The sequence below is a fragment of the Sphingobium sp. genome (assembly GCF_041987595.1).
In the GTDB taxonomy this organism is placed as follows: domain Bacteria; phylum Pseudomonadota; class Alphaproteobacteria; order Sphingomonadales; family Sphingomonadaceae; genus Sphingobium.
This window is the reverse complement of the sequence record NZ_JBHIWJ010000008.1, coordinates 28,777-42,674: the sequence shown is the minus strand read 5'-3', so window position 1 is coordinate 42,674 and position 13,898 is coordinate 28,777. Positions and strand designations below refer to the sequence as shown.

Below are 13,898 nucleotides of genomic sequence, written 5' to 3'. Positions count from 1 at the left end.
TCAGGGGTAAAGCAACCCCTCGCGCCATCCTGTTTCGATCCGTTCGAACAGGCGCCGTTCATGCAGCCGGTGCTCGCGGTCCTGCCAGAATTCGATCCGTTGCGGGTCCACGCGAAAGCCCGACCAGTGCGGCGGGCGCGGCACAGGACCGCCCTCGAACCGCAGGCTGACCTCCTCATAGCGGGCCATGAACACGTCGCGCGATTCCAGCGGCCGCGACTGGTCCGACGCCCAGGCGCCCAATTGGCTGTCGCGGCTGCGCGTCGCGAAATAGGCGTCGGCCGTGGCGTCGTCTACCGCGCCAACAGGCCCCTCGATCCGGACCTGCCGCCGCAGCGACTTCCAATGGAAAAGCAGCGCCGCATGGGGATTTTCCAGCAGCTCGCCCGCCTTGCGTCCTTCGAAATTGGTGTAGAAAATGAAGCCGTCCGGCCCATGCCCCTTCAGCAGCACCATCCGCAGCGAGGGTCGTCCCCGCGCATCGGCGGTGGCAAGGGCCATGGCATTGCTGTCATTGATTTCGGTTTCGCGCGCCTGCGTGTACCAGTCGTCGAACAGGGTGAAGGGATCGGTGGTCATGGCGCTGATTTAGGCGCGTGGGCGATGCATGTCGATATGGGCGTCCCCGACTTGAAGGATTGGTCGTGTTTCGCCAAATAGAACCAATCTATCTCATTTGTTTCTCCAGAAGGATGCATGACGGGCAATGGCTGCTGATCCCTACTCCACTTTGGGCGTCGCGCGCGGCGCGAGCGAGGCAGAGATCAAGTCCGCCTATCGGAAGCTCGCCAAGGAGCTGCATCCCGACAGGAACAAGGACAATCCCAAGGCGGCCGAGAAATTCTCCGCCGTCACCAGTGCCTATGACCTGCTGTCGGACAAGGACAAGCGCGCCCGCTTCGACCGGGGCGAGATCGACGGCGATGGCAATCCGACCGCGCCTTTCGGTTTCGGTGGCGGTGGGGGCGGCGGCTTTCGCGGTCATCCGGGACAGGGCGGCGGCTTTGAGTTCAGCGAAGGCGGCGCGGACTTCGGCGATATTTTCGAAGGTCTGTTCGGTGGTGGTCGCCGGGGAAGCGGGGGCGGCGGCTTTGGCGGTTTCGGCCGCGGCGCCCCACCGCAAAAGGGTGCCAATGTCTCCTATCGCCTCGCGGTCCAGTTCGTCGACGCGGCGACGCTTGCGCCGCAGCGGATCACCTTGCAGGACGGCAAGACCATCGATCTCAAGCTGTCCGCGGGCGTCGAGACCGGCACGCAGATGCGGCTTTCCGGCAAGGGGCAGCCCGGTCCCGCCGGCGCGGGCGACGCCATCGTCACGATCGAAATCAAGCCGCACCCTTTTTTCACCCGCGACGGCGACAATGTGCTGCTGGACCTGCCGATCACCCTCGACGAAGCGGTGAAGGGCGCGAAGGTGAAGGTGCCGACCGTCGACGGGCCGGTGATGCTGGGCGTGCCTGCCGGTGCGACCTCCGGCAAGACGCTGCGCCTGCGCGGCAGGGGTTTTCATGGCAAGGGGGGGCAGCGCGGCGACCAGCTCGTCACTCTGCTGATCGACGTTCCGGCTGACGATCCGGCGATCAGGGCGCTGGTCGATGGCTGGCAGGACAGCCGTGCCGTGCGGACCCATCTGGGCGTTTGAGGGGTTAGGGGGGGATGCCGCAACCATCCCCCCTGTCGCCCGAATCCCGTCGCAAGCACGTCGCGCAAGAGGCCCGCGCCCATTTCAACCGTCACCTCGACCGCGTGCGGCCCGGCAGCCATGCCTTTGAAATCATGAAGCGCGTGGCCGTCGGCACCTATAGCGACGGCTTCATTCATGCGGGGAACCTTGCCTATCTTTCGCTGATGACGCTGTTTCCCTTCTTCATCGTGGCAGCGGCTGTGGCGAGCATCTTCGGCCGGTCGCAGGATGGGCTGGCGGCGGTCAACGCCTTTCTGGACACTGTCCCGCGCGGCGTCGCCGATGTCGTGAGACAACCCATCGCGGACGTTCTCCACGCACGCACGGGTCCGCTGCTCTGGCTGGGCGGTCTGGTGGGGCTATGGACCGTCGGCAGCCTCATCGAGACGATCCGGGACATCCTGCGCCGCGCTTATGGCACCAGGAGCACGCGCCCTTTCTGGCATTATCGGCTGACCGCCATCGGCATCACCCTGGTCAGCGTGTTCGCGGTGATGTTCGCCTTTTCCCTGCAGGTGGTCATCACCGGCATCGACCAGTTTCTTCATCAGATCCTGCCCTTTGCCGATGACGCGATCCAGATCGTCAGCCTCACCAAGCTGGTGCCCATGATGATATTGGGCGTGGCGCTTTACTATCTCTACGTCTCGCTGACGCCCAGCCTCTACAAGGACCCGCGCTTCCCGAAATGGCCCGGCGCGATCGCCACGACGCTATGGTGGTATGGCGTCACCGTGCTGCTGCCGCTCACGCTTTCCCTGCTTGGCGGCTATGACCGGACCTATGGCAGTCTGGCAGGTGTGATGATTACGCTCATTTTTTTCTTCCTAGTCGGGCTTGGCGTGGTAATTGGCGCGGAATTGAATGCGGCGCTGGCGGAGTTCCCGGAAGAGGAAGCTGAAGCTGCCGCGCAGGCCGACAAAGGGAATGGGACGACATAATGACGGGCTTGATGGCGGGTAAACGCGGTCTGATCATGGGTCTGGCGAACGACAAGTCGCTGGCCTGGGGCATTTCGAAGGCCCTGCGTGCGCAGGGTGCGGAACTGGCATTTTCCTATCAGGGGGAGGCGCTGGCCAAGCGCGTGAAGCCGTTGGCGGCCGAGCTGGGTTCGGATCTGCTCATCGATTGCGACGTGTCCGACATGGACAAGCTGGATGCCGCCTTCGACGAACTGAAGGCGAAGTGGGGCAGGCTCGACTTCGTCGTCCACGCGATCGGTTTTTCCGACAAGAATGAGCTGCGCGGCAAATATGTCGACACCAGCCTCGAAAATTTCCTGCTGACGATGAACATCTCCGCCTACAGCTTCGTTGCGGTAGCCAAGCGCGCCCGCGAGCTGATGAGCGAGGGCGGCAGCCTGCTGACGCTGAGCTATTATGGCGCGGAAAAGGTCATCCCCCATTATAACGTCATGGGCGTGGCCAAGGCGGCGCTGGAAACCAGCGTCAAATATCTGGCGATGGACCTGGGTCCCGAAAATATCCGCGTCAACGCCATTTCGGCTGGCCCGATCAAGACGCTGGCGGCCAGCGGCATCGGCGATTTCCGCTACATCATGAAGTGGAACGAGTTGAACAGCCCGCTTCGCCGCAATGTGACGATCGAGGATGTGGGCGGCGCTGGTCTCTATCTGCTGTCCGATCTGGCGGCGGGCGTGACCGGCGAAATCCACCATGTCGACGCGGGCTACAATGTCATCGGCATGAAGGCCGAAGACGCCCCGGACATCGCGCTCGAAAAGTGAATTTGAGAACCCCTCTCCCGCAAGCGGGAGAGGGAGGGTGAGGGCACCCCCTCACGAGGAACAGGCAAGCATGAGCTTCAACACCTTCGGCCGCGTCTTCCGCTTCTCGACCTGGGGCGAGTCCCACGGTCCCGCCATTGGTGCGGTCGTGGACGGCTGCCCTCCCGGCCTGTCGCTCAGCGAAGTCGACATCCAGCCTTTCCTCGACAAGCGCAAGCCCGGCACCTCGAAATTCACGACCCAGCGCCGCGAGCCGGACGAGGTGCGCATCCTTTCCGGCGTGTTCGAGGGGCGGACCACCGGCACCCCGATCAGCCTGATGATCGAGAATACCGACCAGCGCTCCAAGGATTATGGCGAGGTCGCCAAGGCCTATCGTCCCGGCCATGCCGACTATGCCTATGACGCCAAATATGGCTTTCGCGACTATCGCGGCGGCGGGCGCTCCTCTGCCCGCGAAACCGCCTCGCGCGTGGCGGCGGGCGCGGTGGCGCGGCTGGTGATCCCTGACGTCGACATTTTCGCCTATGTCAGCGAGATTGGCGGCGACGCCATCGACTATGCCCGCTTCGACGCCGGCGAGATCGACAACAATCCCTTCTTCTGCCCTGACCCGGAAGCCGCGAGGCGCTGGGAGAAACTGGTGGACGATGCGAGGCTGGACGGGTCCTCGCTCGGCGCGGTGGTCGAATGCGTGGCCAGCGGCGTTCCGGCGGGGTGGGGCGCGCCGCTTTATGCCAAGCTCGACAGCGAACTGGCTGCCGCGATGATGAGCATCAATGCGGTCAAGGGCGTGGAGATTGGCGACGGCTTCGCCGCCGCCCGTCTGCGCGGCGAGCAGAATGCCGATCCCATGCGGCCCGGCCCCGACGGCAAGCCCGTCTTTCTTGCCAATCATGCCGGCGGCATAGCGGGCGGGATCTCTACCGGCCAGCCGGTCAAGGTCCGCATCGCCTTCAAGCCGACCAGCTCGATCCTCATCCCGGTCGATACCATCACCCGGCAGGGCGAAGCGGCGGACATCATCACCAAGGGGCGCCATGATCCCTGCGTGGGGATTCGGGGCGTGCCGGTGGTGGAAGCGATGATGGCGCTTGTGCTGGCGGATCAGAAACTTCTCCATCGCGCCCAGTGCGGCGGGGACTGACAACGCGCCGAATCGAGCCATTCTTTCGGTAAAGGCGCGATTCCCGCGAGACGACTCAGGTAAACTGCGGTAACATCGCTGCAGAGATCGCCCGCGGGAGGGCGAGCGGCAGTGCGTAAGCCTGGGGAGCGTCATTCCTCCGGCCCTTGGGCCAAAGATGGATTGACGGTCAAAGCGTCCCCTTCAGCCGCGAACACGGGCCAGCCATGTTATCATGGCTGGCCCATTTCGTTTCCGGCAAAAGGGCGCCGATCGGCTGGACGCGCAGACCAGTTCCGTCCAAGCGGCCCTGTCAGGTTGCAAATCGCAACGGCATGATGGCGGGCAAAGCCAAAAAAGGATCGCCCATGACCAGCCTGCCCTTCACCCAGGTCGACGCTTTCGCCGACGCCCCTTTCACCGGCAATCCCGCCGCCGTGATGCCGCTCGGCCAATGGCTGGATGACGCGACGCTTCAGGCCATCGCGGCCGAAAATAATCTCTCCGAAACCGCCTTCACCGTGCCTGCGCCGGATGATCCGGAAGCAGACTATGCCCTGCGCTGGTTCACGCCCGCGGTGGAGGTCAAGCTCTGCGGCCACGCCACGCTGGCGAGCGGCCATGTGCTGATGGGCGGCAACACCGCCGTCCGTTTCCGCACGCGCCATGCCGGTGTCCTGACCGTCTCGCGCGATCGCGACGGCTATGCGCTGTCGCTGCCCGCCTGGGCGATGGAGCCGCGTGCGCTGCCCGAACTGGCGGCGGGCCTTGGCGGCAACCCGATTGAATCGCACTGGCGCGACGGCGGCTACAGCTTGTTCCTGTTCCCCGATGCAGCGGCGGTGCGCGAGCTGAAGCCCGATTTCGCTGCCCTCAAGGCTTTGGGCTACATCATGCTGATCGCCACCGCGCCGGGCGAGGAAAGCGATATCGTCAGCCGCGTCTTCGTCCCCGGCGGCGGCGTCGACGAGGACCCGGTGACAGGATCGGCCCACTGCCTGCTCACGCCCTTCTGGGCGCAGCGCCTGGATAAGATGAAGATCAGCGCTTATCAGGCCTCGGCCCGGGGCGGCCATCTGGGTTGCCGCCTCTCCGACAGGCGGGTGATCCTGACCGGCGCCTGCCGCACGGTGATCGAGGGGCAATATTTCCTTTAGCGGGGAAACAGTCCCACCAGCTTCGCCAGCCCGTCCTTCACCGCTTCCCGCTCTTCTCTGGCGGGGGACATGCCCAGCCGCACCACGGTCAGGCGCTGAGCGGGCGAAACGAGGATATATTGGCCGTCATGCCCGACGCAGCCGAACAGGCTGCCGGGCGCCCGGCCGGGCATCAGCGCGCTTTCCTCGCTATCCTTGTTGAGCCAGAGATGCGCCCCATAGGCCGCGTTGCGCGGTGAAGGCGCGCGCATATAGTCGATCCACTTTTCCGGCACGATCTGATGTCCGGCCACGCCGCGCCCATGATTGCGCAGCAGTTCGCCGAAGCGCGCATAGTCCCGCGCCGTCATATGCAGGAAACTGCCGCCGATCATCGTTCCCGCCGCATCATATTCGACGGTCAGGCTGGGAAGGCGCGCCGGGATTTTCAGCCGCCCGTCGACAAACATCTGCATGGCGCGCCGCCGCACGTCCGGATCGGTGCTGCCGGTCAGCATCCGGGTCATGAGATCGGTCAGGATCATGGTGCTGCCGGTCGAATAGGAAAAGACCGATCCCGGCTTGTGGGCGAGCGGCTTCGCCTCGGCAAAGGCCCCCATGTCCTGCGCGCCGTCGGTGAACAGCATGCGCACCGTGTCCGCCTGCGCCAGCGGTTCCGCGTCCTCCACATGATCGAGGCCGGAGGTCATGCTGAGCAGCTGGCGCAGCGTGATCCTGCCGCGGGGATCGCCCGGCTGGCCCCACGCCGGGACCGGCGCCGGCGAATCGAGCGCCAGCCGTCCGTCCGCCACCATCAGCCCGACCAGCACCGCGGTCACGCTTTTGGCGGCGGACCAGGCCAGCAATTTCGTCTGCGGTCCAAAACCGGGGGCATAGCGTTCCGCCACGATCTCCCCATCGTGCATGACGATGAGGGCGCGGGTTTCTCCGGCTGCGTCATCGAACAGCGGCTCGATCGCTGCGCGCAGGGACGCGGCGTCGACGTCCGAATCACCGCTGATGTGGGCGATGGGTTCCGGTGCCTGCGCCCGGACCGTCCAGATGCCCGCCACCGCCAGCATCGCCAAAATGCCGCCCGCCGCGCCAAGGCGCTTTACGCTTTTCCGCTCAAGCCTCATAAGCCGCGGCCTAGAGCATTTCCGGGGCGGATGAAATGGTCCGCCGCATGGCGAAATGCGACGGCGAACACCGCGTGGCGGGCTTGGAAAGGGCGCATGGCAGGCCGATTGAAATGGATATATGCGGCGGCGGCGATCACGGTCGCCGGGATCGCGCTGTTCGCCTGGAATTTCAGCGCCCTGCGCGCCCGCGCCCAGGTCGGCGCGGCATTCGGCGCCCGCGTCGCCTGTTCCTGCCGTTATGTCGAAGGCCGGTCGATGGACAGTTGCAGCGGAGACAAGGAACCCGGCATGTGGGTGGTCTCGCTGAAGGAGCTTCCCGAATCGCGGTCGGTCAGCGCCGCTGTTCCGTTGCTCGCCTCCCGTACCGCCCGCTATCGCAACGGGTGGGGCTGCCTGCTCGAACCCTGAGGGGCTGGCCCCGCCATCCCCAACCCGCTACAGCGCCGGACATGCGCCCCGACATTCCGACACTGCTGCACGATATATTCGGCTTTCCCGGCTTTCGTGGGGTTCAGGAACAGGTCGTCGGCCGCATCATGGCGGGCCAGCCGACGCTGGCGATCATGCCGACCGGCGCGGGCAAGTCGCTCTGCTACCAGCTGCCGGCGGTCGCGCTGGATGGATGCTGCGTCGTCGTCTCGCCGCTGATCGCGCTGATGCACGACCAGCTCCGCGCAGCGCAGGCCGTCGGCATCCGCGCCGCCAGCCTGACCAGCGTGGATGCCGACTGGCGGGAGACGCAGGACCGGCTGCGCAACGGCGAGCTGGACCTGCTCTATGTCGCGCCTGAGCGGGCCAGCGGCGAAGCCTTTCGCAACCTGCTGCGCGCCACGAAAATCGCCCTGTTCGCGATAGACGAGGCCCATTGCGTTTCGGAATGGGGCCATGATTTCCGCCCGGACTATCGCCTGCTGCGTCCGCTGCTCGATGAATTTCCCGACGTGCCGCGCCTTGCGCTCACCGCCACGGCGGACGCGCATACCCGCGACGACATTCTCGTCCAGCTCGGCATTGCCCGCGAAGGGCTGGTCATTGCGGGTTTCGACCGCCCCAATATCCGTTACGCGGTGCATCCCCGCGACGGCCTGCCCCGCCAGCTTTCGGACCTGATCGCCAGCAATCAGGGACCCGGCATCGTCTATGCGCCCACGCGCGCGGCGACGGAAAAGCTGGCCGAAACGCTCGCCCGCACCGGCCGACCCACCCGCGCCTATCATGCCGGGCTTGATCCGCAGGTCCGCGCCGCCAATCAGGCTGCTTTCATCGCCAGCGAGGATATGGTGATGGTCGCGACCATCGCCTTCGGCATGGGCATCGACAAGCCGGACGTCCGCTTCGTGGCCCATGCCGGGCTGCCCAAGTCGATCGAGGGCTATTATCAGGAATCCGGGCGCGCCGGGCGCGACGGCGAACCGGCACAGGCGCACCTTTTTTGGGGCGCGGAGGATTTCGCCCGCGCCAGGATGCGCATCGCCGAACTCGATCCCAGCCGCCAGCAGGGCGAGCGCACGCGCATTTCGGCGCTGGGGGCGCTGGTCGAAACCGGCAGCTGCCGCCGGGCGATATTGCTGCGGCATTTCGGGGAAGATCCGCCCGCGACCTGCGGCAATTGCGACAATTGCCTCAACCCTCCCGCCAGCATCGATGCGACCCAGACGGCGCGCAAATTCCTCTCCGCCGTCTATCGTACCGGCCAGAGCTTCGGCGTGGGCCACATCGAATCGGTCCTGACCGGCGCGGTCACCGACAAGATCCGGGAGCGGGGGCATGACAGGATCTCGGTCTACGGCATTGTCGAGGGGGATGAGACGGCGCTGCTGCGGCCGGTTTCCCGCGCCCTGCTGGTGCGCGACGCCTTGCAGACGACCGAACATGGCGGGCTGGAACTGGGACCCAATGCCCGCCCGATCCTGCGCGGGGAGGAAGAGGTCAGCCTTGTCCTGCCGCCGCGCAGGCAGCGCCGCCGCACTGCCCGCAACGGCGGCGCGGAAAATCCGGTCGGCGATCCGCTGTTCGACGCGCTGCGCGCCTGCCGCCGCGAACTGGCGCAGGAGGCAGGGGTGCCGCCCTATGTCATCTTCCATGATTCCACCCTGCGCGAGATGGCCGAACAGCGCCCCGCCAGCCTGACCGAACTGGGACACATCAGCGGCGTCGGCCAGCGCAAGCTCGACGCCTATGGCGATGCCTTCCTTGCGGCGATCCGGCCCTTCGCCTGAAGCCACTTGAATCCTGCGGTGCGGAGGCGCATGGCATCCCCCAAGAAGGAGTTCCGGCCCATGTTCCGTCAGCTTACCAGCAGCATCTACGTGTCCCCCCAGATCGGCGTCGATCAGGTGGCAGAGGCGAAGGCGCTGGGCGTGACCATGATCGTCAACAACCGCCCCGACGACGAGGAGCCGGGCCAGACCAACGGAGCGGAGATCGAGGCCGCCGCGAAGGACGCGGGCATCGCCTATGCCGCCGTTCCGGTCGCGCATGGCGGCTTTGCGCCCTGGCAGCTCGACGGCATGGCCGCCGCGCTCGAAGGGGCCGGAGAAGGGAAGGTGCTGGCCTATTGCCGATCAGGCACCCGCAGCACGCTGCTCTGGGCGCTGACCCGCGCCCGCGCGGGCGATCATCCGGCGGCGCTGACCGAACAGGCGGCTTCGGCGGGCTATGACGTCACCCCCGTCCGCCAGATCATGGACGCGCTGGCCGCAGGCTGACCTTGTCCGGACCGACTGAAAGCTACGACGCTATCGTCCTGGGCGCTGGCGGGGCCGGGCTGATGTGCGCGGCCGTCGCGGGTCAGCGGGGCAGGCGTGTCCTCGTCATCGATCATGCCGACCAGCCGGGGAAGAAGATTCTGATTTCGGGCGGCGGCCGCTGCAACTTCACCAATATCCATACCGCGCCCGACCGCTATCTGTCGGCCAATCCGCATTTCGCCAAATCGGCGCTTGGCCGCTATACGCCCAGCGATTTCCTGGCCCTGATCGCGCGCCACGGCATCGCCTGGCACGAAAAGACGCTGGGGCAACTCTTCTGCGACCGGAGCGCCCGGCAGATCGTCGACATGCTGCTGGCCGAATGCGACGCGGGCGGGGTGACGATCCGCCTCAACCATGCGATCACGGACGTCAGCCATGCCGATGGCCGTTATCGCGTCATCCACGGCGGCAGGAGCGCCTCGGCGCCGGCGCTTGTCGTGGCGACGGGTGGCCCTTCCATTCCCAAAATCGGCGCCACCGGCTTCGCTTATGATCTGGGCCGCCGGTTCGGCCACAAGATCGTCGAGCCGCGCCCGGCGCTTGTCCCCCTGACATTGGGGGGCGAGGATCTGCTGTTTCGCTCGCTTTCCGGCGTTTCCGCCGACGTCGTCGCCCGCCATGGCAAGACCGCATTCCGCGAAGCCGCGTTGCTGACGCACAAGGGGCTGTCCGGCCCCGCGATCCTGCAAATTTCCTCCTATTGGCGCCATGGCGAGACCATCAGTCTCGACTTCCTGCCCGATCAGCCCGCCAATTGGCTGACGCAGGCGAAGCGCGCCAAGCCCCGCGCCACGGTGACGGCCATGCTGCGCGCCCATTTGCCGGACCGTCTGGCCGACGCGCTCGCGGAACGCCTCGCGCTGCCCGGCGATCTCGGCAATCTGCCCGACCGCAAGCTGCAAGAGGCTGAAGGCCGCCTCGCCGGATGGCGCTTTGCCCCGAACGGCACGGAAGGCTTCGCGAAGGCGGAAGTCACCATCGGCGGTATTTCGACCGCCGATCTATCCTCCCAGACGCTGGAATCGCGCCTCATTCCCGGCTTTTATGCGATCGGGGAAGCGGTCGACGTCACCGGCTGGCTGGGCGGCTATAATTTCCAGTGGGCCTGGGCGAGCGGCTGGGCAGCGGCGCAGGCGCTCTGACGGGATCAGGCTGCGATCTGTCGGTCCACGCCCAGCGCCGCCCTAGCAGCATGGATCATCTGCCGATGGGCATCGCTGCCGCGCGCAACATCCTGCCACGTCTGACCCGTCAACGACCCATGGCTTTCCCGCCAGATTTTGGACGCGATGGAATCCACCTCATCTTCGGTGGGATGACGCTGCTCAGCGAAGCACTCCATCAGGAGCGCGTGAAAAAACTTTCCTCCGATCGGGCTGGCAGCGTTCATGGGGCATCCTCTCCAACGGTGCGGCTTTTTTTGCCGCATTCCGTAAGGGAAAGTGAATGTAACGGTCGAGTCGAGTCAAGCAATGCAGATCAGGATCGCCCGAGTCGTAGGATATTTTTTTAGCGGCTTGAGATCTGCCTCAATTCGACCAAAGGGCAATAATCCGAAAGGGGTAATGCTTTTGAGACAGGGGGCATCGTCCTGAACATGGCGACCTCCCACAAACCCGTCATATGAAGGGATATGAGGCCTGTGCCCTGACGCTTGCTGGATGGGGCGGTTAGCCATCGTTCAGAACGAGTCCGGTGGTCGCAGGCCATGGCCTGTCCGCCGGTTGGTGGAGCGTCTTTCCGGTCAGACGGTTTCGACGGTCACATGCTTCATCCGGGGCAGGGCATTCACTGCCTGCCGCACCGCTCCCACATTGGCTCCACGCGCCAGGCTGATGATCGCCGCATGCGCGTGCGGTCCGATCCGCCAGACATGCAGATCGCGGATCGTAGCCCCTTCGGCTTCGGCCAGTGCCTTGATGCGCGCTGTCAGCGCCGGTTCGGCCGTGTCGAGCAGGACGGCGGAGGTGTCTTTCATCAGCCCCCAGGCCCATTGCGCGATCACCGCCGACCCGAGCAGGCCGACCGCGGGGTCCATCCACCACCAGCCCATATACCGCCCGGCGAGCAACGCGATGATCGCCAGCACGGATGTAAGCGCGTCGGTCAGCACATGCACATAGGCGGCGCGCAGATTATTGTCGGCATGACCCTTTTTGGGTTCTGGGTCATGCCCATGCCCATGCCCATGCCCATGCCCATGCCCATGCCCATGCCCGTGACCATGATCGTGACCATGATCGTGGCTATGGTCATGACCCAGCATGACCGCGCTGATGAGGTTGATGACCAGCCCCAGGGCCGCGACAAAGGCCGCTTCGCCAAAGGCGACCGTGACCGGCTCGAACAGGCGTGCGGCTGATTCGACTGCAATGAACAGCGCCGTGAAGGCCAGAATCAGCGCCGACGCGAAGCCCGAAAGGTCGCCGACCTTCCCGGTCCCGAACGTGTAGCGCGGGTTGCGGGCATGGCGCCGGGCATAGCCATAGGCCGCCGCGGCCACCGCCATTGCACCTGCGTGGGTCGCCATGTGAAAACCGTCGGCGAGCAGCGCCATCGATCCGGTGATCCAGCCGAAGGCGATCTCCACTACCATGGTCGCAGCGGTCAGCCACAACACCCATAGCGTACGGCGGGCATTCTGATCATGCCCGGCGGTCAGGTAGATATGATCGAAATAATGGCTTTCCTCGCCCTCATCATTGGTGATGGGCGGCGCTTCATGGACATGGATATGGCCATGATCGTCATGTTGATGGTGATGGCTGCCATGGCCATGCTCGTCGTGCATGCTCATTTCCCGTATCGCCGGATGAGGGCCAGCATTTCCTCGGCCGCCGCCTCGCGCGCCTCGTCGCTGAGGCCGGGGCGGGCGACATGTTCGCGCATATGCTGCTCGATCAGTTCTTCCATCAGGCTGCCGATTGCGCCGCGTACCGACGCGACCAGTTGCAACGTTTCCGAACAACCGGCATCGCCTGCCAGTTGTCGCTCAACCGCGCCGATCTGTCCGGCGATCCGCCGCACCCGCGCCAACAGCTTATCCCGATCCGCAATAATATGCATAGGATACCCCCCTACCCTATATTAACCCCAAAAACAATCTGTGCATTTTGCGGCATAGCGCCCTAACAGGAGGGGGATGGCGATTATTACAGACTGCGACCTTGCTGTGGCGGGAGGCGGCCTTGCGGGGTGCCTGATCGCGTTGGCCGTTGCGGCGCGGCACCCCGATACGCGCCTGCTGTTGGTGGAAAGCGGCGATACGCTGGGCGGCAATCATATCTGGTCCTTTTTCGACGGCGACGTTGCCGCCTGCGATCGCTGGCTGATCGAGCCGATGGTCGCGCATCGCTGGCCGCAGGGGCACGAGGTTCGCTTTCCCGGCCATGGGCGCCAGCTGGCCGCGCCCTACAACAGCATTACGTCGGCCCGTCTGGACGCCCATGTCCGCCAGACCCTTGGCAAGCGGGTCCTGACCGGCGCGGACGTCTCCGCCCTCACGCCGGGCAGCGTCACCCTGTCCGATGGCCGCACCTTTCAGGCGGGTGCCGTGATCGATGCGCGGGGCGGAGCAAACTTCGCCGCCCTGCAATGCGGCTGGCAGAAATTCGTGGGCCAGACGCTGCGTCTCGGCGCGCCGCATGGCGTCTCCCACCCCGTCATCATGGACGCGACGGTCGAGCAGGCGGACGGCTATCGCTTCGTTTATGTGCTGCCCTGGGATGAACGCAGCATCTTCGTCGAGGACACCTATTACAGCGACAGGCCGGATCTGGAGGGAGCTGCGCTCGACCGCCGGATCGCTGCCTATGCCGAGGCGCAGGGCTGGCAGGTGGAGGCGGTGGTTCATCGGGAGAGCGGCGTTCTTCCGGTGGTTCATGGCGGAGATTTCGACCGCTTCTGGCCCAAGGATGACCCGGTGGCGCGCGCCGGGGTGCGGGCGGGCCTGTTTCAGCCGATGACGGGCTATTCCTTGCCCGATGCGGTCCGCTTCGCCTTGGACGTCGCGGCGGCATGGCCGGTGGACGGCGGCGGGCTGGCGCAGATGACGCGGAGCAGGGCAGCCCGGCATTGGCGGCAGGGCGGCTATTACCGGCTGCTGGGCAGGATGCTGTTCGGCGCCGCCGTGCCGGAGCAGCGCTGGCGCATCTTCGAACGTTTCTATCGCCTCGATCCCGGCCTGATCGGTCGCTTTTATTCAGGCCGATCAACCCTCAAGGATCGCATCCGCATCTTGTGCGGACGGCCCCCGGTGCCCATAAGGGGCGCCATGCGTGCATTGATGAGCCCTCCCGCCTGATGAACAG

Annotated in this window: 15 protein-coding genes; 10 read left to right on the top strand and 5 right to left on the bottom strand. The window is 65.4% G+C overall.

Translation table 11 applies throughout. The features are described from left to right. Positions 1–579 (bottom strand): pyridoxamine 5'-phosphate oxidase, encoded by a 579-nt coding sequence (pdxH, locus tag ACFC3J_RS03910; protein WP_375194896.1) that lies wholly within the window; start codon positions 577–579, stop codon positions 1–3. A gap of 127 nt (positions 580–706) precedes the next feature. Here pdxH and ACFC3J_RS03905 point away from each other — a divergent pair, with 127 nt between their 5' ends. From ACFC3J_RS03905 to ACFC3J_RS03885, 5 genes are all read left to right on the top strand, one after another. Continuing rightward, entirely contained in the window at positions 707–1,642 is a 936-nt protein-coding gene (locus ACFC3J_RS03905) for a DnaJ C-terminal domain-containing protein (protein WP_375194895.1), read from the top strand. A 14-nt stretch (positions 1,643–1,656) separates the two neighbouring features. Beyond that, entirely contained in the window at positions 1,657–2,625 is a 969-nt protein-coding gene (locus ACFC3J_RS03900) for a YihY/virulence factor BrkB family protein (protein ID WP_375194894.1), read from the top strand. After that, entirely contained in the window at positions 2,625–3,431 is an 807-nt protein-coding gene (gene fabI / locus ACFC3J_RS03895; RefSeq protein ID WP_375194893.1) for an enoyl-ACP reductase FabI, read from the top strand. The genes ACFC3J_RS03900 and fabI overlap by 1 nt, the downstream gene beginning before the upstream one ends. A gap of 70 nt (positions 3,432–3,501) precedes the next feature. After that, on the top strand, positions 3,502–4,578 hold the full coding sequence (gene aroC, locus ACFC3J_RS03890; RefSeq protein WP_375194892.1) for a chorismate synthase: 1,077 nt from the start codon (positions 3,502–3,504) through the stop codon (positions 4,576–4,578). A 347-nt stretch (positions 4,579–4,925) separates the two neighbouring features. Next, positions 4,926–5,714, top strand: coding sequence for a PhzF family phenazine biosynthesis protein (locus ACFC3J_RS03885; RefSeq protein ID WP_375194891.1), 789 nt, complete (start codon positions 4,926–4,928; stop codon positions 5,712–5,714). Here the strand turns inward: ACFC3J_RS03885 and ACFC3J_RS03880 are convergent. Continuing rightward, a complete protein-coding gene (locus ACFC3J_RS03880) occupies positions 5,711–6,832 on the bottom strand; it encodes a serine hydrolase domain-containing protein (RefSeq protein ID WP_375194890.1) in 1,122 nt (373 codons plus the stop codon). The two genes, ACFC3J_RS03885 and ACFC3J_RS03880, sit on opposite strands and share 4 nt — an antisense overlap. Before the next feature lie 96 nt (positions 6,833–6,928). Between ACFC3J_RS03880 and ACFC3J_RS03875 the strand changes: the two genes are divergently transcribed. The 4 genes from ACFC3J_RS03875 to ACFC3J_RS03860 are packed head-to-tail and all read left to right on the top strand — an operon-like array spanning position 6,929 to position 10,730. Further along, positions 6,929–7,243, top strand: a complete 315-nt coding sequence (locus tag ACFC3J_RS03875) for a hypothetical protein (RefSeq protein WP_375194889.1) — start codon at positions 6,929–6,931, stop codon at positions 7,241–7,243. A gap of 41 nt (positions 7,244–7,284) precedes the next feature. Next, positions 7,285–9,054 (top strand): DNA helicase RecQ, encoded by a 1,770-nt coding sequence (gene recQ / locus ACFC3J_RS03870; RefSeq protein WP_375194888.1) that lies wholly within the window; start codon positions 7,285–7,287, stop codon positions 9,052–9,054. 60 nt (positions 9,055–9,114) lie between these two features. Further along, positions 9,115–9,543 (top strand): TIGR01244 family sulfur transferase, encoded by a 429-nt coding sequence (locus ACFC3J_RS03865; RefSeq protein ID WP_375194887.1) that lies wholly within the window; start codon positions 9,115–9,117, stop codon positions 9,541–9,543. A gap of 2 nt (positions 9,544–9,545) precedes the next feature. Continuing rightward, positions 9,546–10,730, top strand: a complete 1,185-nt coding sequence (locus ACFC3J_RS03860) for an NAD(P)/FAD-dependent oxidoreductase (RefSeq protein ID WP_375194886.1) — start codon at positions 9,546–9,548, stop codon at positions 10,728–10,730. A gap of 5 nt (positions 10,731–10,735) precedes the next feature. Here ACFC3J_RS03860 and ACFC3J_RS03855 read toward each other — a convergent pair whose 3' ends face one another. From ACFC3J_RS03855 to ACFC3J_RS03845, 3 genes are all read right to left on the bottom strand, one after another. Next, positions 10,736–10,978, bottom strand: a complete 243-nt coding sequence (locus ACFC3J_RS03855; protein WP_375194885.1) for a hypothetical protein — start codon at positions 10,976–10,978, stop codon at positions 10,736–10,738. Positions 10,979–11,332: 354 nt separating this feature from the next. Further along, positions 11,333–12,385, bottom strand: coding sequence for a CDF family Co(II)/Ni(II) efflux transporter DmeF (dmeF, locus tag ACFC3J_RS03850; RefSeq protein WP_375194884.1), 1,053 nt, complete (start codon positions 12,383–12,385; stop codon positions 11,333–11,335). Continuing rightward, complete coding sequence (locus ACFC3J_RS03845; RefSeq protein WP_375194883.1) at positions 12,382–12,654, bottom strand: metal/formaldehyde-sensitive transcriptional repressor; 273 nt, start codon at positions 12,652–12,654, stop codon at positions 12,382–12,384. Before ACFC3J_RS03845 ends, dmeF begins: the two co-directional genes overlap by 4 nt. A 76-nt stretch (positions 12,655–12,730) precedes the next feature. On the opposite strand from ACFC3J_RS03845, the gene crtY reads away from it, so the two are divergent. Continuing rightward, positions 12,731–13,891, top strand: coding sequence for a lycopene beta-cyclase CrtY (gene crtY / locus ACFC3J_RS03840; protein WP_375194882.1), 1,161 nt, complete (start codon positions 12,731–12,733; stop codon positions 13,889–13,891). Positions 13,892–13,898 lie beyond the last annotated feature (7 nt).

What these genes read in the sequence shown, in the direction of transcription:
- ACFC3J_RS03880 (WP_375194890.1), bottom strand. Translation starts at nt 6,832, where the DNA reads ATGAGGCTTGAGCGGAAAAGCGTAAAGCGCCTTGGCGCGGCGGGCGGC.
- ACFC3J_RS03865 (WP_375194887.1), top strand. Translation starts at nt 9,115, where the DNA reads ATGTTCCGTCAGCTTACCAGCAGCATCTACGTGTCCCCCCAGATCGGC.
- dmeF (WP_375194884.1), bottom strand. Translation starts at nt 12,385, where the DNA reads ATGAGCATGCACGACGAGCATGGCCATGGCAGCCATCACCATCAACAT.
- crtY (WP_375194882.1), top strand. Translation starts at nt 12,731, where the DNA reads ATGGCGATTATTACAGACTGCGACCTTGCTGTGGCGGGAGGCGGCCTT.
- ACFC3J_RS03845 (WP_375194883.1), bottom strand. Translation starts at nt 12,654, where the DNA reads ATGCATATTATTGCGGATCGGGATAAGCTGTTGGCGCGGGTGCGGCGG.
- ACFC3J_RS03855 (WP_375194885.1), bottom strand. Translation starts at nt 10,978, where the DNA reads ATGAACGCTGCCAGCCCGATCGGAGGAAAGTTTTTTCACGCGCTCCTG.
- ACFC3J_RS03875 (WP_375194889.1), top strand. Translation starts at nt 6,929, where the DNA reads ATGGCAGGCCGATTGAAATGGATATATGCGGCGGCGGCGATCACGGTC.
- ACFC3J_RS03885 (WP_375194891.1), top strand. Translation starts at nt 4,926, where the DNA reads ATGACCAGCCTGCCCTTCACCCAGGTCGACGCTTTCGCCGACGCCCCT.
- recQ (WP_375194888.1), top strand. Translation starts at nt 7,285, where the DNA reads ATGCGCCCCGACATTCCGACACTGCTGCACGATATATTCGGCTTTCCC.
- fabI (WP_375194893.1), top strand. Translation starts at nt 2,625, where the DNA reads ATGACGGGCTTGATGGCGGGTAAACGCGGTCTGATCATGGGTCTGGCG.
- pdxH (WP_375194896.1), bottom strand. Translation starts at nt 579, where the DNA reads ATGACCACCGATCCCTTCACCCTGTTCGACGACTGGTACACGCAGGCG.
- ACFC3J_RS03905 (WP_375194895.1), top strand. Translation starts at nt 707, where the DNA reads ATGGCTGCTGATCCCTACTCCACTTTGGGCGTCGCGCGCGGCGCGAGC.
- ACFC3J_RS03900 (WP_375194894.1), top strand. Translation starts at nt 1,657, where the DNA reads ATGCCGCAACCATCCCCCCTGTCGCCCGAATCCCGTCGCAAGCACGTC.
- aroC (WP_375194892.1), top strand. Translation starts at nt 3,502, where the DNA reads ATGAGCTTCAACACCTTCGGCCGCGTCTTCCGCTTCTCGACCTGGGGC.